This window comes from Nonlabens sp. Ci31, assembly GCF_012974865.1.
Classification (GTDB): domain Bacteria; phylum Bacteroidota; class Bacteroidia; order Flavobacteriales; family Flavobacteriaceae; genus Nonlabens.
In genome coordinates this window covers 3,126,663-3,148,247 of the sequence record NZ_CP043633.1, presented here as the reverse complement: position 1 = coordinate 3,148,247, position 21,585 = coordinate 3,126,663, and the positions used below count along the sequence as shown (strand labels likewise).

Annotated in this window: 22 protein-coding genes and 2 pseudogenes; 7 read left to right on the top strand and 17 right to left on the bottom strand. The window is 36.1% G+C overall.

Annotated elements, in window-relative coordinates; all coding sequences use genetic code 11:
• Positions 1-52: 52 nt before the first annotated feature.
• The 5 genes from F0365_RS13910 to F0365_RS13890 all read right to left on the bottom strand — a co-directional run bounded on the left by F0365_RS13910 (position 53) and on the right by F0365_RS13890 (position 4,265).
• On the bottom strand, positions 53-430 hold the full coding sequence (locus F0365_RS13910) for a hypothetical protein (protein WP_169934253.1): 378 nt from the start codon (positions 428-430) through the stop codon (positions 53-55).
• Positions 431-587: 157 nt separating this feature from the next.
• Positions 588-1,196 (bottom strand): hypothetical protein, encoded by a 609-nt coding sequence (locus F0365_RS13905; protein ID WP_169934252.1) that lies wholly within the window; start codon positions 1,194-1,196, stop codon positions 588-590.
• 102 nt (positions 1,197-1,298) lie between these two features.
• Positions 1,299-2,198, bottom strand: a complete 900-nt coding sequence (bla, locus tag F0365_RS13900; protein WP_169934251.1) for a class A beta-lactamase, subclass A2 — start codon at positions 2,196-2,198, stop codon at positions 1,299-1,301.
• A 224-nt stretch (positions 2,199-2,422) separates the two neighbouring features.
• Positions 2,423-3,025, bottom strand: coding sequence for a hypothetical protein (locus F0365_RS13895; protein WP_169934250.1), 603 nt, complete (start codon positions 3,023-3,025; stop codon positions 2,423-2,425).
• Between the two features lie 157 nt (positions 3,026-3,182).
• Positions 3,183-4,265 carry a tyrosine-type recombinase/integrase gene (locus F0365_RS13890; protein WP_169934249.1) on the bottom strand — a complete coding sequence of 361 codons (1,083 nt, stop codon included), beginning with the start codon at positions 4,263-4,265 and terminating at the stop codon, positions 3,183-3,185.
• 111 nt (positions 4,266-4,376) lie between these two features.
• On the opposite strand from F0365_RS13890, the gene F0365_RS16685 reads away from it, so the two are divergent.
• The 3 genes from F0365_RS16685 (at position 4,377) to F0365_RS13880 (ending at position 5,664) form a co-directional block, all read left to right on the top strand.
• Positions 4,377-4,508 (top strand): hypothetical protein, encoded by a 132-nt coding sequence (locus F0365_RS16685; RefSeq protein WP_262889012.1) that lies wholly within the window; start codon positions 4,377-4,379, stop codon positions 4,506-4,508.
• On the top strand, positions 4,498-4,860 hold the full coding sequence (locus F0365_RS13885) for a hypothetical protein (RefSeq protein WP_169934248.1): 363 nt from the start codon (positions 4,498-4,500) through the stop codon (positions 4,858-4,860). The genes F0365_RS16685 and F0365_RS13885 overlap by 11 nt, the downstream gene beginning before the upstream one ends.
• A gap of 384 nt (positions 4,861-5,244) precedes the next feature.
• Complete coding sequence (locus tag F0365_RS13880; protein ID WP_169934247.1) at positions 5,245-5,664, top strand: 3D domain-containing protein; 420 nt, start codon at positions 5,245-5,247, stop codon at positions 5,662-5,664.
• Between the two features lie 220 nt (positions 5,665-5,884).
• On the opposite strand, the gene F0365_RS13875 is transcribed toward F0365_RS13880, so the two are convergent.
• Complete coding sequence (locus F0365_RS13875; protein WP_101014111.1) at positions 5,885-6,748, bottom strand: RNA polymerase sigma factor RpoD/SigA; 864 nt, start codon at positions 6,746-6,748, stop codon at positions 5,885-5,887.
• Between the two features lie 551 nt (positions 6,749-7,299).
• Here F0365_RS13875 and F0365_RS13870 point away from each other — a divergent pair.
• Positions 7,300-7,530, top strand: coding sequence for a DUF2490 domain-containing protein (locus F0365_RS13870; RefSeq protein WP_169934246.1), 231 nt, complete (start codon positions 7,300-7,302; stop codon positions 7,528-7,530).
• Between the two features lie 261 nt (positions 7,531-7,791).
• On the opposite strand, the pseudogene F0365_RS13865 reads toward F0365_RS13870, so the two are convergent.
• The 5 genes and pseudogenes from F0365_RS13865 to F0365_RS13845 form a co-directional block, all read right to left on the bottom strand.
• A pseudogene (locus F0365_RS13865) lies at positions 7,792-8,091 on the bottom strand (type II toxin-antitoxin system RelE/ParE family toxin).
• A pseudogene (locus F0365_RS13860) lies at positions 8,078-8,335 on the bottom strand (type II toxin-antitoxin system ParD family antitoxin). Before F0365_RS13860 ends, F0365_RS13865 begins: the two co-directional pseudogenes overlap by 14 nt.
• A gap of 356 nt (positions 8,336-8,691) precedes the next feature.
• Positions 8,692-9,132, bottom strand: a complete 441-nt coding sequence (locus tag F0365_RS13855; RefSeq protein ID WP_169934245.1) for a hypothetical protein — start codon at positions 9,130-9,132, stop codon at positions 8,692-8,694.
• Positions 9,129-9,497 carry a hypothetical protein gene (locus F0365_RS13850; protein WP_169934244.1) on the bottom strand — a complete coding sequence of 123 codons (369 nt, stop codon included), beginning with the start codon at positions 9,495-9,497 and terminating at the stop codon, positions 9,129-9,131. Before F0365_RS13850 ends, F0365_RS13855 begins: the two co-directional genes overlap by 4 nt.
• Before the next feature lie 82 nt (positions 9,498-9,579).
• Positions 9,580-9,963, bottom strand: coding sequence for an alkyl hydroperoxide reductase (locus F0365_RS13845; RefSeq protein ID WP_169934243.1), 384 nt, complete (start codon positions 9,961-9,963; stop codon positions 9,580-9,582).
• Between the two features lie 276 nt (positions 9,964-10,239).
• Here F0365_RS13845 and F0365_RS13840 point away from each other — a divergent pair, with 276 nt between their 5' ends.
• Positions 10,240-10,815, top strand: coding sequence for a nitroreductase (locus F0365_RS13840; RefSeq protein ID WP_169934242.1), 576 nt, complete (start codon positions 10,240-10,242; stop codon positions 10,813-10,815).
• A 748-nt stretch (positions 10,816-11,563) separates the two neighbouring features.
• Here F0365_RS13840 and F0365_RS16585 read toward each other — a convergent pair.
• Together F0365_RS16585 and F0365_RS13830 are read right to left on the bottom strand one after the other, a co-directional pair.
• Positions 11,564-11,761 (bottom strand): hypothetical protein, encoded by a 198-nt coding sequence (locus F0365_RS16585; RefSeq protein ID WP_240961680.1) that lies wholly within the window; start codon positions 11,759-11,761, stop codon positions 11,564-11,566.
• A 584-nt stretch (positions 11,762-12,345) separates the two neighbouring features.
• Positions 12,346-12,483 (bottom strand): type II toxin-antitoxin system HicA family toxin, encoded by a 138-nt coding sequence (locus tag F0365_RS13830; RefSeq protein WP_262889011.1) that lies wholly within the window; start codon positions 12,481-12,483, stop codon positions 12,346-12,348.
• Between the two features lie 462 nt (positions 12,484-12,945).
• Between F0365_RS13830 and F0365_RS13825 the strand changes: the two genes are divergently transcribed.
• Entirely contained in the window at positions 12,946-14,958 is a 2,013-nt protein-coding gene (locus F0365_RS13825; RefSeq protein WP_169934240.1) for a DEAD/DEAH box helicase, read from the top strand.
• Positions 14,959-15,064: 106 nt separating this feature from the next.
• Here F0365_RS13825 and F0365_RS13820 read toward each other — a convergent pair whose 3' ends face one another.
• Together F0365_RS13820 and F0365_RS13815 are read right to left on the bottom strand one after the other, a co-directional pair.
• Entirely contained in the window at positions 15,065-15,664 is a 600-nt protein-coding gene (locus F0365_RS13820) for a DUF3575 domain-containing protein (protein ID WP_169934239.1), read from the bottom strand.
• Positions 15,665-16,500: 836 nt separating this feature from the next.
• The gene (locus tag F0365_RS13815) at positions 16,501-18,474 is read right to left on the bottom strand and encodes an endonuclease (RefSeq protein ID WP_169934238.1); all 1,974 of its coding nucleotides are present in this window, start codon (positions 18,472-18,474) and stop codon (positions 16,501-16,503) included.
• A 104-nt stretch (positions 18,475-18,578) separates the two neighbouring features.
• Between F0365_RS13815 and F0365_RS13810 the strand changes: the two genes are divergently transcribed.
• Positions 18,579-19,724 carry a DUF3095 family protein gene (locus F0365_RS13810; protein ID WP_169934237.1) on the top strand — a complete coding sequence of 382 codons (1,146 nt, stop codon included), beginning with the start codon at positions 18,579-18,581 and terminating at the stop codon, positions 19,722-19,724.
• Between the two features lie 26 nt (positions 19,725-19,750).
• On the opposite strand, the gene F0365_RS13805 is transcribed toward F0365_RS13810, so the two are convergent.
• Both F0365_RS13805 and F0365_RS13800 read right to left on the bottom strand, forming a co-directional pair.
• Positions 19,751-20,809, bottom strand: a complete 1,059-nt coding sequence (locus F0365_RS13805; protein WP_169934236.1) for an acyltransferase family protein — start codon at positions 20,807-20,809, stop codon at positions 19,751-19,753.
• Positions 20,810-20,862: 53 nt separating this feature from the next.
• Entirely contained in the window at positions 20,863-21,399 is a 537-nt protein-coding gene (locus F0365_RS13800) for a hypothetical protein (protein WP_169934235.1), read from the bottom strand.
• Positions 21,400-21,585 lie beyond the last annotated feature (186 nt).

Here is a 21,585-nt window from a genome sequence, read left to right as displayed (position 1 = left end):
CCAAGTAGGCTAGAACCAGCAATGAATTATACACGGTGTTGTAAAATCGTTTTTATTCAGGCTTTCTGTTTTTCAGCGTTTCCCAATTCACAGTTTTTATTTTTTCAGCGTCTTTTTTGATTGTCTCAATTCCAACTTTATTCAGCCAAATGTCAACTTGTTCATCAAGGTCTAAAAATTCAGGTATTTTTTCCAAATCTTTAGGACTATCAGAGTAAAGCCCGATTACAGGATATGGTTCTCCAAATGGATTACCTAAAGGTATAAGTTCATATTTCACGCTTTTCGGAAATTCAGAGAACAATTCAGGTAATTGAGTTCGGATAACTTCTAAACACGATACAATGAAATCCATACTCCAATTCAATTCCTCATAAATTGCTGGTTCAATAATTCCGTAACCTCGTGGTTCTTTTTCTTCTGTACTCAATTTTTCTTAAATGTTTTACAACGGTTTGTACAAGATTAGTTGCTGTTGTTGAGCACTAAACTTAATAAAAAGTAACTGAATAGAAAGTCCGCGAGAACTTTCCTAAAAAGCCAGAACCAAAGCAATTAATTTTGTACGGTGTTGTGTTTAGTGCTTTCTAACATAGTAATTGAATTCGAACTAATAATTTTTCCAAAATTCTCCACTTAATCCATCCAGTTTTTCTTTCAGCATTATCATCCGGGTATGCTTCGCAATTAGTTGCAAAAGAAATTTCAATCCAAAATTCCCCATTCTGTTCAATTATATCTATAACTTTCATAGATTCATATTTACAGCTATTGATAATAATTTTTTCATCTTTTTCTGTTGGACTATTCCTTATTAAGTTTTGTTTGTCAATTCGTGCAACTGAAGCAGACATTAAAATTGTTTCCCAAGTTTTAAAAATATACTTTTCATTATTCGGTATAAATCCAATTTCCGAATCGTTAATTAGTATTTTAAAATATTTGCTATTTTTTTCAAGACATATAAAATGATAAAGTCCATAATCTGGTTTATAGAAATAAGGAAATATTTTGTTTGTCTGAATTTTGTTTGTCAATTCACTATTTGAGAAAATATCTTTCGGATGTGACATATTTTCATACAAATACGGATTTACGGTAACAGCAAATCCAATTCCTAATTTTTTCGGTTGTTTATTTTGCCCGTAAATTACAGAAATTGATAAACTCAAAATTAATATTATCCAAATTTTCATTATAATTCTAAATTTCGTTTTGCATTAAACACAACGACTCTTGTATGGTGCGTTTGCATCCCGCAGGGTGCATATGCATTATACAAATTGTTGTAGGTAGTTTTATTTGTTTTCAAAGTAATCCCAAGCAAGTTTAGCTATATCTGCTATTATTTTTTCATTTACATTACTATCCTCTTTTGAATCACTTACCAAAACACTCAAATAAAAATGTTTCCCGTTCGGTAAGAAAATTATTCCTATATCATTTTGAGCACCAGTTAAACCAGTGTCATTTTTTCCTGAATGACCAGTTTTGTGAGCAACCACAGTTTCTTTAGGTAGATGACCTCTAATACTGTTTTTTCCAGTCCAAGAACTCTTCATTGTCTTCCACAGAAACGTATGACTTTCAAGAGATAGTTGCTGTTTTGAGTTTTCAAAAAAAAGTCTCAATGCTTGGTTGGCAGATTTTGCAGTTGTCCAATTCATATATTGAAGTTCCCATTTACTTTGTTGGGTTGCTTCATTATATTCAATGGCTACATCTGATATACCTACTTCATGTAAATATTTCTCTACTACTTTAGCTCCTCCAACAAGTTTGAATAACAAATCGCAACCGACATTATCACTTGATGCAACAGTATATTTCAATATATCAGCTAAGGCCAAATCAATTCCTTCTGGATACTCTTCGCGTATAGGGCTCCATAAATTGTTATTTAAATCTTCCTTGGTAATTGTAATTTTATCGTTCAAATTAAACTTTCCTTTATCAACTTGATTCAAAACAGCTAAAGCCAGATGGTATTTAAATACACTTTGCAATGGGAGTTTTTTGTCTCCATTAATTGAAAGAGAATCATTAAGATTAACTCCACTAATTGCAATTCCGACAGTAGCATCTTTGTCTACTAAAATTTTATTAATTGCTTCTTTTAAGGTACTAATTGATTGTCCTTTTGAAAAGTTAAAACTCAATAGAAGTATTAGAGTCAAAAGGATTGGTTTCTTTCTCATAATTATTTTTCAGTTATTACCTACAACGTCTCTGTATATGGCTCGTAGCGTGCAAATTAAACAATTAGTTTCGGATTGAACACGAGCCGAATTTTTAAATTTTTCTTATTACCTTTTTTTATCAATAAGCCAAATTTAAAAATTTGGCGGTCTGGCAAATATACCTTAACTTCGATTAATCAACTATTTAGCTATGAGCTATATACGTTGTTCTACACCGTTTTTTACTCGAATTTATTGGTGTTTTCAGTCCAATATTTATCTATGAATTCATATTTTCCTTTCCAATATCCTTGTTCTCTTTTCGTGTAATTTAATAATTTTTCGTCAGTTCCATTTACTTTGTAAATGTAAATTCCGTTTGTGTCATTTTCTAAACAACCTAACCCTTTTATTTTTCCAATCAAGGTTATACTTGTTCCCGTTAACCTATATAATTCGCTTCCCCAATCATTATCAGCACATCCACTTCCGTGATAGGAATAATAGAGGTTTGATTCCTTAATTCTTTTCGAACTTGGATAGCTGTTAAAAAATTCAACAGCATCAAATTCATTAGTTTTTATATTAAACAAAATCAATTCTTGAGTTCCTGGTGAATTTGAAACGTAATTCATTAAAATATCAAAATATCCATCTCCATTAAAATCAGTAAATTTAAAATCAAATGGATTGTCTTCGTGACTATAAATCACTTGTCCGTTTGAATTTTTCACAGTAAATATTCCCGGACGTTTTATGCAAGCTTCATATTCATTTCCGTTTATTAATTGTTTTTTGCAATCAAAATAATATCTCTCTTCGGTTTCAATTTCAGTTTGTTCCACGAGAGTGTTATTCTGTTCACTCTTTTCTTTTTTGCAAGAATTGAATGAAATTAGAATAAATGATATTGCTATGACGAATGTTTTTTTCAAATGGTGTAGAACAATTGGATATCGTCATTGACGATATATCCATTATAGATAGCAATATATTTCATATTTAAAAGCTATCCAAAGGACTACTAACTTTTTTATTGTTTATGGCAATCGTTTTGGTGTAAATTTCGGTGGTTTTTGAAGAATTATGGCCCAACATTATTTGTACGTGCCTCATATTAACATTGTTTTCTATGGAATGTGTCGCAAAGCTGTGTCTTAATGTATGTACGGTTGCCCATGGATTGCTATTAGTTCCTGCTACCGCTTTTCTAAAGATCGCCCTAATACTGCTCACACTGTATTTACCGCCAGTTTGTCCTTCAAAAAGCCAATAACTGGGACGGTACTCCTTATAATAAGTACGCAATAAAGGCAAAAGGGCATGAGCCAGAATCGTGTGCCGGTCCTTTTTTCCTTTACTGTTTTTTACAAAAATATAACCTTCCTTAGAATGTATGTCAGCCACTCTTAAGTTAACGAGTTCTGATATACGTAAACCAGCACTGTATATAGTAGTAAGTATAGCACGATGCTTCAAATTAGTAGGGTGTTTGATAATTGCAGCTATTTCATCCCGTGATAAAATATCAGGTAATTCTATAGCTCTTTTGGGTCTTGTTATGTTATAAAAGGTGCGTTCTCGGCCCAAGACATGTTCATAATATGCTTTGATAGCGTTTATAAGTTGATTTTGATAACTGGTACTTATATCATGGGAGGCAATGAGATGGTGTAGGTATTCCTCAATATCGGCAGTAGTAATGTCGCTACTGTTTTTATGCGCAAAAGCATTTAAAAACACACCTAATAAATTTTTGTAAGAACGTATGGTAGAATCGCTGTAACGTTTTAAGGTTAAGGTTTTATGAAGTGCCAGCAACTCGTCATTTTGTTCTATACTTAACTCACTTTTCTCCACTTGCTTAGGCATAGTTGTTTTTTCTATTCTAAACGTATTTCCTAATATGGATTCTAAAAAACGCCTATTGTCTGGTGTGTTGATCACACTCCATAGTTTTTGATCTTTATGCCAGTAACTGCTATTCATAGCCTTTATTTGTTCCCTTATCGCAGTCAAATCATAAGGGATATATACTTTAATACGTTTGGAATTCGGTAATGGCTCGTATAGTATGGCTCTCATAACTTCTTATTTTGTAGTAAACCTCAGTGTTTTTTTTGTTTTAAAAAACATAAAACCTATAACAAGAGTTGAAAACCGTTAAAAACGTTTATATTTATAAATAGACTGAAAATGAGCGACTTTAAAGCTTATTTAAACTCTGGTGTTCCCTTGAAATTAAGTTTGCAGATGGTTTTAATCAATTTATTTTTAAAGACCATACCTGTTGCTTTCTGTGAAAACGGTAAAAAAAATGAAGGATAGAATTTGTAAAATTTGCAGTCGTAAAATTATAGGAAGAAGCAATAAAATATTCTGTTCGCTAAGATGTAAAAATTATTATCACATCAATTTAAGAAAGGTAACGCTAGAGGCAACTGCTCATTTAGATGAGATTCTACATCGCAACCGTGCCATACTATTAGAAATTATGGGTAAGAAGCAGCTTAAATTAAAAGTGCAACGATTGCTCCTCGAATCTAAAAACTTTACCTTTAAATACCACACGCATACACATATAAATAAAGAAGGTAAAACCATGCACTGGGTATATGACTTTGGATGGATGCAATTTTCAAATGATCAAATTTTAATAGTACGCAACCTTTTAAAATAAAACTTCTTGTCGCTCGCAATGGGGAGGCGTGTGTGGTAGTAATGCCCTTACTATGCGCATAACATATAATTTAACAAATAGACGTATGATTCCTATAACCCTATGAATCGTGGAGTTTTGAAAGATTTGTATACAGCTCCTCACATCTAATGCACCTCAACAGTCATTAGTCGTTAGCCCTGTAAAATAAGTTTTTCCAACATCTTTTTTATTTAACTCCTTTCTAACTTATCGTAAATGGAACATTAAAACTCCTTATAAATTGTTTCACTTAAAGGAGTAGGGCGCAGGCTTTTTCTTATTCCATCGTTTAAAAATAAAATACAACTGTTGAAGGCCTTGCAAGGTAAAATCACTTTATTAGAATTTTTGTACCTTTTGAATATGGAAAATATCAAACGCCATTACTTAAATATTTTAGTATTACTTATTACTTTAATCGTACTGACAAGTTGTAAAGAATCAAAACAAAAAGACACCACAACTATTACAGTAACCTCTACAGCCTATAACTCTGTAGAAAGCCAAACCAAAAAAGGAAATACAGGTCTTGCAGCTTGGGGTGATACCTTAGTACCCGGCCAAAAAGCCATTGCAGTATCCCGTGATCTGATAGATATGGGTTTAGGACATAACACAGTAGTACTAATTGAAGGTATAGAAGGTAGCTTTATAGTCAAAGATAAAATGAATAAACGATGGGAAAAGAAAATAGATATCTATATGGGACTAGATCAAGAAGCCGCCATTCAATGGGGTAAAAAAGAAGTGGAGATAACATTTGTTGCAACCACAGTGGAATAAGACCAATTCCAATCTGCTTTTTGCCCTAGAATGCAAGTATAGGTTATTTACCGCAGCACCTACGCAGAATACAAGTCAGAAGAGCAGGTCTAAAAACAACCTTCACCAGATAGGTATTTTCAATAGAAATAAAAAAGCAGTATCGATTACTAAAACTATTCAAAAAAAAAGCGCCTCTTTTTAAGGAGGCGCTTGGTATACTAACTGTAGAAAGATAGTTTTATCCTAAATAGGATTTAAGGATCTTACTTCTCGAATTCTGACGTAGTCTTTTGATTCCTTTTTCCTTGATCTGGCGCACGCGCTCACGAGTAAGGTCAAAGGTTTCGCCGATTTCTTCTAGGCTCATAGGTTGCTGATTTCCAATACCGAAGTATAGCGAAATCACGTCTGCTTCTTTCTGAGATAAAGTTTCTAATGCACGTGTGATCTCTAAAGTTAGAGATTCATGCATCAATTCTCTATCAGGATTAGGAGACTCACCACTACGTACAACGTCGTAAAGGTTAGAAGTCTCTCCTTCTTTAAGAGGCGCATCCATGGATACGTGACGACCTGCATTCTTAAGGGATTGCTTTACATCGCTTACCGTCATGTCCAGTTCTTTTGCAAGTTCTTCTGGAGATGGTGGACGCTCATGCAATTGCTCAAGATGAGAAAAAGCCTTGTTAATCTTGTTAATGGAACCAATCTTGTTCAATGGAAGTCGCACGATACGTGACTGCTCTGCTAGTGCTTGAAGAATGGACTGGCGTATCCACCATACCGCATAGGAGATGAATTTAAAACCACGAGTCTCATCAAATCTTTTTGCAGCCTTTACGAGTCCGGCGTTACCTTCATTTATGAGATCGGGAAGCTTAAGCCCTTGATTTTGATACTGCTTTGCAACAGATACTACAAAACGTAAGTTTGCAGTAGTCAACTTCTCAAGAGCTCTCTGATCACCTTTCTTAATGCGCTGTGCCAGTTCCACTTCTTCCTCTGCTGTGATCAAATCAATTTTAGAGATGTCTTGTAGGTACTTGTCCAGCGATTTTGATTCACGGTTTGTAACCTGCTTGGTGATTTTGAGTTGTCTCATTTAAATAATAAAGATTAAAAATTAATGACCTGACATCCTTTGTCAGATGATATTACTATAGCAAAAATCATACCAAAACAGCTATTCTGACAGCTTATCAGGCTAGTAATAGGGAGACTTCTTAGTAGAAAACATAAGTCGCTATACACGGTTTTTTGTTACAAGTACCACTTGCTTATTCTTATAAAAATGTTAGCATTAGGAGATACACCCCACTAGAATAAGCCCATAAAGGCTCAACAAAAAATAAAAAAAACAACTCCTTTGTTTCTCCATATGCCAGCTAACACCTTAAATTACTCCTTTTCTAAAAGCACAATTTATTTTAGGAGTATTAGCTTCGTATTCTCTCGCCTTATCATGTCAGGTGCCTGCTCTCCGTCATAAACAAAAATTAGGGAGACAGGTCTGTGGTCCCAATACATGTATAAAACACAGCTAGCTAAGCCTTGGGTCGTTGCTGAAGATGTTCAATGCCGTACCTATAAATTAGTATCTGTCTTCCAGCAATTTATAGCTCGAGCTGCCGTTTCTTACAAGCGCTACATACCATGATCGTTCTGCAGGCAGGCTATGCTTATTTTACCCGTCAGCCATTCGGTGCAGCAAATGATGCGACTATGGAGCATCGATGGCATCAAGACCTTGGGTTGGAAAGCAAAATAAACAACCGTTTTGAACTCAAACACCGCATCAGGATAGAAGAGCGCTTTGTAAAAGGTCAAGATTTTAGAACGCGTTACCGCTATACCTTATTCCTTAAATGTGCCCTTTTACCGTAAAACAATCACTGACCATAACTTATATGCCGCCTTGCGGAAGGAGTTATTTATCAATGGGCAAACCAATACCGGTACAGGAACCCTAGAATATGTTGATCACAATTGGGCCTTTGCAGGTTTGGTCTATCGTTTAGGGTATGGTTAATTGCTGTGTACTAAGACAGCAAAAAAAAGTAGGGAATTGTTGGGATTTGCTGGAAATCCTTTAGAGGCGCTTAAATACTCTCAAGCAATTAATTATATACCATGTGTGTGCAGTTTTTATTCCGTTATTCTTTTCTTAAGATCCATTCTTTCGTGCAAAATTCTTGCTATTTCCATATAGTTTTCGCTTTCAATTCTGTAGAATATTATGTGTCGATTTGCTTTCATTCCGAAAAGTTGCGTTGATATTCCTTCGTAATTTTTTCCTAAATCTGGGTTTTCAGCAATTTCTTGACCATTAGAAATTAGTCCATCCTAATATTTGTCAGCTTGTTTTTCTGACCTAACCTCAAATGTATAATCCCAAATCTCAGATAAATCCTCAACAGCTTTGTTCGTCAATTTATATGCAGCCATTCGAGTTTTTTTTCGCTTTAAGGGATTCAAGATGCTTTTTTGGATCAAAGTCGTGAGCTATTCCGCTGTCAATTCCTTCTTGAATTGCGTTTTTTAAAGCAATTACTTTACTTTCTTCTTCTTCTTAAAGTCTTAGTCCTGCGCGTATGACTTCACTAACATTTTTAAACCTTCCTTCACTTATGCTACTTTGTACAAATTGGTCAAAATAATTTCCGAGCGATATGGATGTGTTTTTGTTCATTTGAATACTATTTGACTCAAACATACCAAAAATTGGTACATTTAGAAAATTTCCTCCCATTGCACACAACAATGAACTGCTACTTTTTAATTTCAAGCCGGTTATATGCGAGAGCTTACACCTTTCACTAATTAGGCACAGCTGGTCATTACCGTCTTTCATCAGCTCTAGCAATTCTTTTTTATTCCTGTAGGGCACCAGTTTTAATTGATGGCTTGACTATCCTTTCAAGTATGGTAACTTCGCTAAATTGATATAAGGCGCCATGTTTGGCTAGATAGGTAACATCACTTTATAAAATTTTAAAAAGCCTTTTCATAAAATTAATGGACCTTAAAGTGACTGTCCGAGAGCTTTTAGATACTTTGGAAGTCCGTGGTCATAAAATGGATCATATGCACCATAAACACCAAACAGAACAACAACACACGCCACCAGTTGAAGTAAACCAAGCGCAGCTGTACCTTACGATCATCAGAGTCGGTATCAATTTGTTCGTGTAATGGAATAAAAACAAACATCGTAATAAGCCAATTCACAGAAATGAATACAAGCGCAATGATTTCAAAAATAGCAAATTCGCCTTTGATCACTAACAAGTATGCAGCTAGTGCTATTTGAGCAATCATTAGTGGGGCGACGATAACCGTAATTCTGCCGGTATAAATTTTATGCCATTTGCCTAGGGAATTACTATCGTAATAAAGAAAACTAGGATAAATAATCAGCTGTACGATCCATATGAGAACCACCAGTCCAAAATCTACCAAAAGCTGTAACAGATCTAAAAAATTCATAAACGAGATATTTTCCAAGCCCAATATATCAATAAGGGATGAATGATAACAAGGCGCAGCCAGCCTATCCAAGAAGGAATACAAAAGGTTCCTGCACAACTGTCATTCTGTAAAAAATATACATGAGAAATGGAGAAGGCGAGGAGCATGACCATAGTGACCATTCCTGCTATCTGGCGAGTTTTAGGAAAAAGAGCCATCCCAGCAACCAGCAATTCGGCAACTCCTGCTGCATAATTGATCCATAACTTATCTCCCAACCAGTCCGGTATGACTTCTAAATAAATCTCTGGAGTCACAAAATGCATGATCCCAGCAATAGCATACAGGACTATAAAACTATATAAGAGTGCTTTTTTCTTCATTTCTTTATTTTTCTATGTGCGTTTCTAAATATTTAAACTCCTCCATATATGATGCTAATGCGGTAATTGAAAAGGAAACCTATTAAGAAAGTTTCCATTTATAATCAGTATGTACTTTTTTAAGTATCAAGAAAAAAGGGATCCACCAGATAAAATCATTGGTGATCAATGTAAAAATAAATTCAAAAGGAACTATATCCTGAACATAGTTGAACAAAAAGCCTAAAGGCCCAAATATCTTCCCTAAAAAACCGACGGCTACAATAGGCCAGTGCTTCATAGGATTGTAGCTCGCCCACCAGTACCCCAGTCCGTAAACACCTATTACCATTCCCATTCCTTGCCATACCATAGGATGATTGAGTGGTTCCATACCGACCAATTCAAAAAAATGATGGGGAAATAATACCACCCAAGCACCCCAAATAAGATTGTAAATAGCAGCGAGTTGTAAAGTGAGTTTCATAGCAGTTTTATGCGGTGAGTCTTCTGGGCAAAGATAACATTACAAAATATTTTATAGAACCTTTATAGTGGTAGTCCCACTGAAAATTTAAGAGCTATAATCGGCGCATTCTTGTTTATAAAGCACAGGTATGGGTATTTGCTGCAAATGCGATTTCTTCTTTATAAGTTTGGAAACCCTAGAGCTTTACAGGGCTCTATAATAAATCTGTTACTTTTTGTGATATGTAGTTGGATTCCGCTTTCGCGAAAGCGAAACAACTAGTATCTTTAAAACATGAAAAAGAGCTTAGAACTATTGATCCAGTCCCGTCGCAGCGTGTTTCCTTCCCAATATACCGGTGGAAAAATTCCTCGCCATGACCTTTTGAAAATTTTAGAAAGCGCCAGATGGGCTCCCAACCATAAAAAAACAGAGCCCTGGCGCTACAAAGTCTTGCAAGGAAATGCCCTGACTGATTTAGGAGTCTTTATGGGAGATCAATTTGTAAAATCGACGGGAAAACCACTCTCTATAAAACTAAAAAAACTACAAGAAAAACTGGCGGTTACCAGCGCGATGCTGCTTATTTTTAAACATAGAGATAAAAAAGAATCCCTTCCAGAATGGGAAGAAGTGGCAGCGGTAAGTATGAGCGTTCAAAACATGTGGCTGACCACTCATGACTTAGGCTACGGTTGCTATTGGAGCTCGCCAAAAGACTTTGTAACTATGTCAGAGTTCCAGCACATCACTGTAGGAGAACGAGAAGAATTCTTAGGCTTTTTCTATATAGGGACTTACGATAACCAGGCAGTAGCTGTATTGCCTGAAAGAAAAAATATCAACGAGTTTACCGAGTTTGCAGAATAGGTTATTAACAAGATTTCCTTATAAAACCAGCTGGTGGACGGGTTTGCGATCCTCGATAATATGTTTTATTAACAGTATCAAGCTTATAAACCTGGTCACCCGTGCTTCGTAAATTCCGTCTGTGTTTTTGAGATACTTAAAAGAATCTCTTGGGACTTGTCTTTCAAAACGAACCAAGTCCAGAACATATCTTATCTTTTCTAAAACTTTTTTGTCTGGAGCTTTATAAAAATCAGCAAAGTATTCTTGGCATACTGTCACTTTTCTTATCACATGACAACTTTAACCTTGATGTATATGGGCCGTTGCGTGTCTCATACAGGAACCATTAAAAGTGCAAAACTCATCTGGAAAATCGGAAAATCCCTAAGAATTTTCCAGATGAGCACAGACCCAGCAATGGCTTATACAAGGCGTTTTGAGCCGTTTTCTATATTTCAATTAGCAATTTATCAAATATTTCGAAATGGTGTTTTTCAGTTCTCATTTCGATTTTTAGTTTGTCATTCCGATGCTCAATTTAGAAATTAGTGGCGGTTTGCCGTTTTTTGATTTCCAAAACATATTTGTCACATAAATCCAAATCAGATAAAGATTTATTTATAATTTTCCTCAAAGAATCTGTTGATGTTTTTTTCCTGATTTCAAATTCTGAATTATGAGTTTCCTTTCGGTCAGTTTCCCATTCGGCAAGAACTAATAAAGGCTGACTTTTAGAAGAAAGCAATAAATTACCTGATGTGAATGTTCACTTCTTATAGGTTAAAGTCCAATTTTTTGGTGAATATACCTTTCCTAAAATAAGATAAGACCAAGCATTATAATTTCCTTTTACTTTACCATTTTTGCTCGCCATGTAATTTTCAAAATCCGAGCAAAATTTTTCATTTATTAAATAAAATGGCGATGAAAGTTCATTAGAAGCAGCATTTGGTTTTATTTTCATAGGATTCTCTAGGTTTTTGAGTCAAATGGCTCACAACAGTTGGTATAAAATTAGTTGCGGGTTTTAGTGCGAGGATTTTCCGCAGGAAAAATCAGCTGTAGTAAACTTGCAACGACCATCGATTAAGCCCGAAATGGAGTAATTATTTTATACTTCTTTGTTGTGGCAAGTGCTTCTGCGTTCTGCTATGCAATTTGCAACAAATTTAATCTGCTTAATTCTTGTCCGATTTGATGTATTCCGCTCAAAATTTTCTCGGTCTGTTTCGCTGACGGTTTTTTTGTACCTGAAACATATGGAGAAAGTAAGGCAGCGTTCCTTCCTATTTTTTCTGCAAGAAACTTAGCGTTTAAGACTTTATAAAATTTGAAAAATTGCTTAAAGTCAATTTCAAATCCGATACCACTTGGTTCAATTTTTACTTTCCCGTCTTTAAAATGAAATTCGGTCGCCTCGTAAGCCTTGTTAATCAGCTCGGAAATCGACTGTCCGGTCGTAAAAATCGGATAGTCTGCTGGAAATGCAGAACATCCAGTACCTGTTTTTCAACGGTCATCGTAATTTTTTTCTTTTTTGCCATAATCTTATCTTTTAATTCCAGCGTCTTTTAGGATTTTATTTTCCAATCCTTTACCCATTTCCGAGCTTCCGTGATTTGGAAAGATAATTGTTCCTTCTTTAGTTTCGTGGCGCATTTTTACGTGCGAACCTATCTGCGACAATCCATACTAGGCATCTTTGGTCAATATTCAATAAAGTGGAGAACATTTCATTCAGTTTCGCTTTGGTTTCACAACTCAAAGGCTAATTATAATTTACTTTTTACAAACTAAATTTCAATACAAAGACTTATTTTTTTGCATTTGCCGCAACTAATTAGTATGCTCCATTCCTATGAAAGTTGCCATATTGAATAAAAATAGGGAAATTTCCTTATTGTCGGCAACTTCTTAAAAATAACTCCTTTTACTATGAACTCGCTATTCCTTAAAAAAAACCTGTGTTTTGATAAGGTCCAATTCTAATGGATTTTGAATGTATGCGACCACAAGGAAAGTACACCATAATATTTTCAAAAAGGGATAACAGGAGCCTATAACAGAGTTAATTAACGTCCTATTTATTTATATGATAACTATTTCATATTAAAGTTGTATTTTTGCAAAATATTTAAAAACAGTTATTTGAAAAATTTTGAAGCCTTAGGGCTTACTCAGCCGTTATTAGACGGCCTTGCTGAAATGGGATTTGTGAATCCAACAGAGATTCAACAGCAAGCAATTCCAATCTTGCTGAAGCACGATGGAGATTTTATAGGTCTGGCGCAGACCGGTACAGGGAAAACAGCAGCTTTCGGTATACCGTTACTAGAGCTAATGGATACCAACTCAAAAGACACGCAGGCATTAATTCTAGCCCCAACGCGTGAACTAGCACAACAAATTTGTCGTCAGATAGAAGCGATGTCTCAAAAAATGGGAAGACTTAATGTCGTACCCGTTTTTGGAGGAGCAAATATCATGGGCCAAATCAAAGACATCAGACGTGGAGCACAAGTAATTGTGGCCACTCCAGGACGTCTTATGGATCTTATGAAACGTCGCGAGATCAAACTCGATGCGTTGAAGTTTTTGATTCTTGATGAAGCAGATGAGATGTTGAACATGGGTTTCCGTGAAGACATTGATTTTATACTTTCTAAAACAGACGTAGGTCGCAATATCTGGTTGTTCTCTGCTACTATGGCAAAGGAAATCAAGAAGATTGTAGATACCTACATGAAAAATCCTGAAGAGGTGCGTATCAACCGCGAGGAAATTGTAAATAACAATATCTCTCACCAATATGTTCAATTAAAAGCACGTGATAAAACCGAAGCTCTAAGAAGAATGTTGGATTTTGATCAAGATATGTTTGGTGTGGTTTTTTGTCGTACAAAAAGAGATACACAACAAGTGGCTGATGAGCTCAATAACAATGGTTATTCTACTGAGGCACTTCATGGAGATATGTCACAAGCACAGCGTGATGCTGCAATGAAACGTTTTAGAAATAAAAATCTAAAATTATTGATCGCAACAGATGTTGCCGCTCGTGGTATTGATGTAGAAGATATAACACACGTTATCCACTTTGCTTTACCAGATGATCCTGAATTTTATGCCCACCGTTCTGGTCGTACCGCTCGTGCAGGTAAAAAAGGAGAATCTATTGCCTTAATTACTAAAGGTGATATGCGTAAATTGAAGTATATGGAGAGTAAACTCTCTATAAAGTTTGACAAGGGAGAAATTCCAGCTCTTGAAGCAATTACTGCAAAACGTATTTCAAGATGGACTAATGGAATAAAAGATTTAGAAGTAAACAATAAGATTACTGACGAACTTTTTGATGAAGTTAAAGCAAGTCTTGAAGAGGTAACCAAAGAAGAACTTATTGGCAAATTCTTAAGTCAAGAATTTAATAAAATATATAAACGTAACTCTATTACAGATCTTAATGACCGATCTAAAGGTCGTGAAGATAGTGGTGAATACCGCGAGAGAAAACCTAGATCTAGAGGTAAAGAAGAAGGGATGAAAACCTACTTTATCAATGTAGGTCGTAAGGATGACATGAACAAAGGGGCTTTATTAGGCTTTGTATGTGATGTTACTGGTATTACAGGAAACGACATAGGTCGTATCGTATTAGATGGAGCGCACTCCTTTATGGATGTAAAAGAAGAAGTAGCTTCTCAAATGGAGAAACTCAACGGTACAGAGCGCAATAATCGCGAAATAAGAGCAAATATTCACGAAGGTGTAGTAACAGAATCTAGAGATAGTGGCGGTCGCGGTGGTAGAGATAGTGGTCGCGGTAGAAGCAGCGGTGGCGGTTACAAAGGAAATCGTGATGGCAACTCTAGTGGTGGTTATAAAGGAAATAGAGATAGTGATTCCCGTTCTGGCGGTGGCTTTAAAGGAAGAAGCAGCGACGGCGGTGGAAGCAGTCATAGAGGACGTCGTGATGATGACTCTAATTCTGGTGGTGGCTTTAAGGGTCGCAGCTCTAGATCAAATGATGATTCTAGTTCTAGTGGAGGCGGTTTTAAAAACCGGGAGTCTAGACCTAAAAGAGAAGAGTCTGATTCAAACAGCTCTTCTGGAGAAAAAAAAGGAAGTCGTTCTAAGTTCTTTGGTTCTAAATGGGACTAATCAATTAGAGATTTAAATACAAACTTAAAAATCCCATCTCGGTTATCGGCATGGGATTTTTTCTGTTTTATTAAATTTAAGATTATGAATACTGCCTTAATAACTATTAGAAACGATAACCAAAGTTAATACCTAAGCGTGGCTCTACATTACCTAAATCTGCATTTTCCTTTTCTAAGTTTTTACCCAAGTTCCTCGCAACTTCTCCAAAAACCGTCACTGTGAATTTATCTTGAATCAACCATTTGTTACCGAGACCTAAACCAGCTGAAAAGCCACTTATATCATAATTACGACGGTCGGTTTGTTCAAAATCACCCTGATCATTGTAAATATATACGTCGTAATCACTGGTAACTTCACCTGTTCGTATCTTTAGTAATGGGTAAAAATACAGTCCTTCAAACTGACGGCGTTTGCTGACATAGAAGTTTGCTGAGGCGCGGAAGGAAACTGCATTAGTCGATTCTAGGTAACCTGCATCGTAATACCCATAGGTGTCAAAAAAAGTAGCGCTACCAGCAAGACTGATGTTATTATTTAACATTCGCTCATAAGTCACGTTCAAAGAACCTGCGATAACTAAATCGAGAATATTTGATGAAATTTCATTTTTTGCAAGACGTATTTCAGAAACGTCCTCGCTTTGTGCCATAACGCTATATCCCATAACGCAAACACAAAAAAGTAATACAGTTTTTTTCATTGGATAAATATAGCAACTAAAGTCCCTGTTTTCTAATTGTTATTAAATTCTATTGTCGCTTTTATTCCCGCTATGTTGTGATTTAACTTAAGTACTTTTAAATGAATGTTTTAGATGGAATCATTGTAATTTTTTAGGCTTTAAGCCAGATTTAATAAACCGTACTATGGGCAAATTAACTCAGGCCATACTTTTATACCATCACTAGTAGTAGAGCACTATACATCATTGGAACTAAATCATATTAAGCAGCTCTGTCATGCTGAGAAACTTGGGATTGGGAGTTTTAAGTGAATGAAAAAGGTAGAACTCAAATTTGTTCCGCATCTAGTAGCGATTACACTCTCGCATTATAAATGCGCGCAATTTGCAATCATTATGCCTTTTAGGGAGCTTTTTATATCTTTCTATTCCGGCTTTGTAGTTCAATTATAAGAATTTTGAAAAGTTTTTAAGTCCGCAAGGAACAAATTCCTCAGAACGGCTCTAGTTGCCAACTAGCACTAACGTGCATTTGTTGGTGCTATTTTTCATTCTATTTTGATAAAAGTTTATAGAGAAGAAACCCAACAACCAGACAAAAAAATACCTTCCATTATAACAGCTCTAAAAAAAACCTCCCGTATCTACACCAGAATAAGTGGGAAAATAACGGTCTAACAATCCAAAAAAAAACAAGAGGACATTTATAAGACTTGGGGTAATTATAGGTGAACTTCTTTTTTATTTTCCACAAGAACTGTCTAGCTATTTATCTTTTGCTAGCGCTAGTTGGCAACGAGTGCGCACATGTATTTCTTTTTATTATTTTATAAAACTAATAATAACTGGCCGGTTCACCTCACCAACAGTTTCTCAACCCTAGTCTGATTTCCTTTTTTAAAATGTACGAGATAGATTCCAGATTTAAGATCGTGGTAGATAGTGGTATCTTGATTCAATTCTTGCGTAAGCACCATTCTTCCGTATGCATCGTAAATAAAAAGCGCTACCGGACTGATAATATGCGCTAGCCTTAATTCATTGTTAGTCGGGTTAGGGGTGCATACAATTTGAGAAAGCACTTCTGTCTCTTCGGACAAAGTAAAGATTTGGCCTACCTGGTTGCCATAAATAAACTCCACCAAATCTGGTAGATCTATAAATGGGTTTCTATTGATTTGCCAATTATAGACCACATTATTGCGATTCATTTCAAAATCATCTGGCGGATCATTTCTGTGCCACTGTATCAAAGTAGCAAGATCTCCTAGTTGTCCAATAGTACTATTTGCCGGGTTTCCATTTACTAAGGTTAAATTGTTGTAGCGTAAATCCATGTAAAATAGCGCACGAGCTACATCGCCATGCCAACTGCCTTGTGAACTAATAGGGCCGTTGTATTCTGGATAATCGCTATTTCCTCTGGAACTGTTTTCTGGTCCATCAGTAGCTCTAAGATGATGTGCATCGCTTTGACCGTGACGCAAACTGTCTGCATTGGTTTCTGTCCAGATGGACATTCCATCACTAAGCCCATCGTACTCAATGTCTGTAAAGCGACCTCGTGAGCGCGACCAAATGTGCTCTCTATTCCACTTACCAATGCTGGAACTACTGGTTTGAAAATTTATAACTCTTCGTTCCTGCTCCGTATACATCAGCCAGACCTTGTTGGAGTTTAAAGGAGAGACATCTGCCTCTTTTAAAATGTCTGTTACATCGCTATAGGTGTGTATACGTACTATATTTTCTTCGGCAATTAATGTCGTAATTGCAAGCTCTAGTTGTGGTGAAGCAAGCTGGTTGATAATGTTGTAATAATTAGCAGGCGCGCTGCTGGACACATTTCCATAAGTAGGCGCTAGTGGTGTCCCATAACCGGCAACTTGGAAGTCGTTGTCGATCACAAATAGTTCTTCGCGGTCTTTTAATCTTTTAAATCCTACTGGTAAATTATTATCTAGGTCTATAAGCAAGGACTCATCTCCTTCATCGAGGGCATCATCCACGATCGTGTAACTGAGTGTGGTACTGTTCTGTCCCGCGGGGATGGTAAAAGTAGTTGCTCCAGTATAGTCTGCTGTGTTAAAGCCAAAATTATGGAAGCTAAACCCCAATGTAAAAGCTGCTGTAGGAGCTTGACTAAGTGTAAAAATGACATCAAAGCTGTCTGGCTCCGTCAGTTCCAGCTTACTAGTGGTAAAACTTAGTCCTATATAGCTGGGAAAGCTTGCGTCATTAAGAGCATGTGGGGTTGGTGCTTTTACTTCAAATGTACCGTCCATTTTAAGCTGAAAGGATTCTGTATCATTATTCCCATTAATAGCTTCATTATATACGGGTTGTTGGCCTAATAAATTGATAAGATTTTGAATGCTGTTTGCTTGGGTTCCATAAATTACTGATTGAACTAAGTTGGAGGGACTAGCAAAAGTAAATTCTGGCCAGTCGGTATCATTTCCTAAATATAGTGCGATAGCATCTGTACCGTTTTGGATGGTATTGTTTAATAGGAGTACGTCTGCAACTGGTGACACATCTGATCCTCCAATTACAAAAAGACCGTTGGAATCGGTGGTATAACTATCCAGATCTAATGCGTAATAACTCCTTCCCATACCTGTAGTAAAGCTAGAAGAGCCATTGAATAAAACGAGTACATATCCATGTAAAGAGAAGAATGGAGCGTCTGATTTTAATTCGATAAATTCGGCAGTATCTGTGCTAGGAGTATTGGCATCAAACTCGTTAATAACTACTTGTGATTCCGCTTTCGCGAAAGCGAAAACCAAACCAACTACCAAACATAACTTTTTTAAAAGATTCATCTAACGTAAAAATAAGAATTTAAAATGGTTTTAATGGGCAGAGGGGAGGAACTGATTTTAGCGATTCCTAGCATAGATATAAGCGGAATAACGTAAGTTTGAAGATGTCGTATAAATACAGTTCCTTTTATTCCCAATTACACCTCCATTATGGCGCACTGCACGAGTTGCTCTTAGAAAAGACCGCCTTTACAGAGGTGCCTAATGAATGGAATATCATCGTGACTGATATAAAGAATTCTACTCAAGCAGTACAGGAAGGGAAACAGCAATTAGTAAATCTTGCCGCCACAGGCTCTATAGTAGCTTGTTTAAATATTTCTCGAGCTAAAGGCATTGATATCCCGTTCTTTTTTGGTGGTGATGGAGCTACTTTACTGGTTCCAAATGAAATCCTAGCAGATTGTTTATTTGCATTGCAATTGCATCAAGAACGTTGCAGCCTTTCTTTTGATTTCTTTTTGCGTGTAGGTCATCGCAATGTGGGAAAAATGAAAGAGCAAGGGGCACAACTTAGAATAGCTAAATACAAGCACAATGATTTACATAGAATGCCTATTATACTAGGCGATGCGCTACAAATGGCAGAACGTTCTATAAAAGCAAGTGAGCCACAAAAGACTATGGAACAGAGGACTTATAATCTAGACCTGCAAGGAATGGAGTGTAAATGGGATAAAATAAAACCACCTCAAAAAGGTAATGAAGTCTTATCGCTCATCATAAGCGCCGCTGCGGTAGCATCACAATCAGAACTGTACAGTGAGGTGTTGAAAAAAATGGATCTCATTTACGGAGAAGATACGATAAGGCACCCTATCTCTGCTGGTAAGTTAAAAATGGTACACCACTTAAGCAGATTTAAAAATGAGGTGAAAATGAAATATAAGGAGGTAACTGGAGGGAAAATAGCTGCCAGCTGGTGGCGTAGTATCGCAGGAAGTATTTTTACTACATATACCAGGCCTGGTAAGAACTATCTCAATGATTTGATACAACTGACAGAGACCTTATTACTCGATGGTTCTATCAACACAGTTATCACAGGAGAAGCATCTCAACGGGATGAATTACTTGCCTACCTGGACGAGTTAGAAGGAGCAAACAAGTTGAAGTATGGTTATTATACGAGTTCGAGTAGTATTCTATCTTGCTTTGTCACCGCGGTAGATGATTATCACATCCATTTTCTAGATGGAGATAATGGCGGTTATACCCAAGCTTCCAAAGTGTTGAAGGCAAAAATGTAAATTGCAGTCGCAACCTTCTTTAGGCTTTATTTACACTTATGTCGTATCATCCTATTTAAAGGAACTTCAAAAAAACGATGGCTTATTCCTGCACCAATAATGGAAATCGATAGCAGTATGCTTATAATGATATAATCGTTGGTCACCCATTCCAACTTCCCGTTTCCTAAAGTGAAATAACGCAACACCAAATGATGTATCATATAGAACCCAAAGCTTATTTCACCTAGCCAGAGGGCATATTTATGACTTAAAATTTCTGATATTTTACCTTTTTGAAAGGCAAAAACAAGAATCATCCCCATCATTGGAATCCAATAAAACACACTGTAAAGAGCTGTTTCTGAAACCTTATTGCGCAAGCTGAAAAACAACATAAAAACACCAATGCTCAACAGTTCAAGTCTAGTGAAATGAATCAGGGGTTTTTTACTTTTGAGGTGCACGTATAGATCGTACAAAACGATTCCAAGTATAAAATCAACTATTCTAAACAACGGATTGATATAAAACAACCCGTGATGCCATTGGGAATCAATAAAATGGGGAAGTAGTAAAATTGTCAAAGCCAATGCTGCAGTGAGGTAGTATTTCAATTGACCTATCTTAACAAAAAAGCGGAGTAAAAATGGAAAGCACAAATAGAAAAATACTTCACAGGAAACACTCCAGGAAGGGCCATTGAAAGAGAAATACAACTCTTTAAAAGGTAAATAACTCTGTGTGAGCGTAGCGTTGGATAACCCAAGTAGCCATCCTTTTGCATTGATTTCCTGTCCCCAAAACATCAACGGAATCGCAATTAAAAATGTCACAAAATGCAACGGATAGATGCGCGCTAGTCGGGCAATAAAAAACTTCTTACGCTCTTTTTTACTAGCATCGATTTGAGAATGATAGACATGTGTCAATATAAAACCACTGAGAATAAAAAAGAAACTCACACCTATATAGCCATGAACTAAAATATCTTGGTATACAGTTCTCAACCATTCATAATTGCTTCTCCTTAAAAAATCAAGATGAGAGACAAAAACCATCAACGCAAATAAAAATCGTAGGGAAGTAAGAGGTTTTAAGTGCATGTATCTATTTAGAAATCGTGAAGCTACTACATTTTAGTATGTAAGCAAACCAACTATTCTCTGACTTTAATAATGTCAAACGAGTTTAAAAACTTTTGAATACTCGAGTTGTTGTCTTTCTCTGTTTCGCAAATAACTTGGGCAATAAACATGGTATTATTTACCAGTATCGCATTCATGTAAACATAGGCTCCTGGTATTTCGATTTTAATATACCTTCCAGGAAAACCGTTAAAAGTAACACTTCTATCAAAAACCATAGTACCATTTAGATTGCTACGAGCACCTTCAACGGCACCATCGAGTATTTCAAGGTACCTTGCCTCATCAGCGTCTGTAAATGAATCCTCTGGATAATCTGAGCGTATGATGGAGTAAACGGCGTTATCATCATTTGAATTAGGTGCATACATGATCATGTGCATGTCCAGTTGTCCAACAGCAGTAGCTACTTTTTGAACTGTCTTATCAGGAGTATCCGGATATTCTGCTCTAAACTCGAGCGTTTCATTTTTATAAACTTCCCATTCTTGGGCATTTACAGCAGCAATAGAAAGTAAAAAAGCAAGTACTAATAAAGTAAGTTTCATAATTAAAACGGTTTTAAGTAAAAGACAATAGTAAATAAATGCTGCAACAGCTTTCCTAAGTATTGTTGTGATTTTTACAATGGTAAAGTTAAAGAAAACTTAAATAAAAAAGAATACCAAGTTAATACAAGCACAAAGCTTGGTTAAACTATGCAACCTCCCAACAAAACACAGTCCATTTCCCTA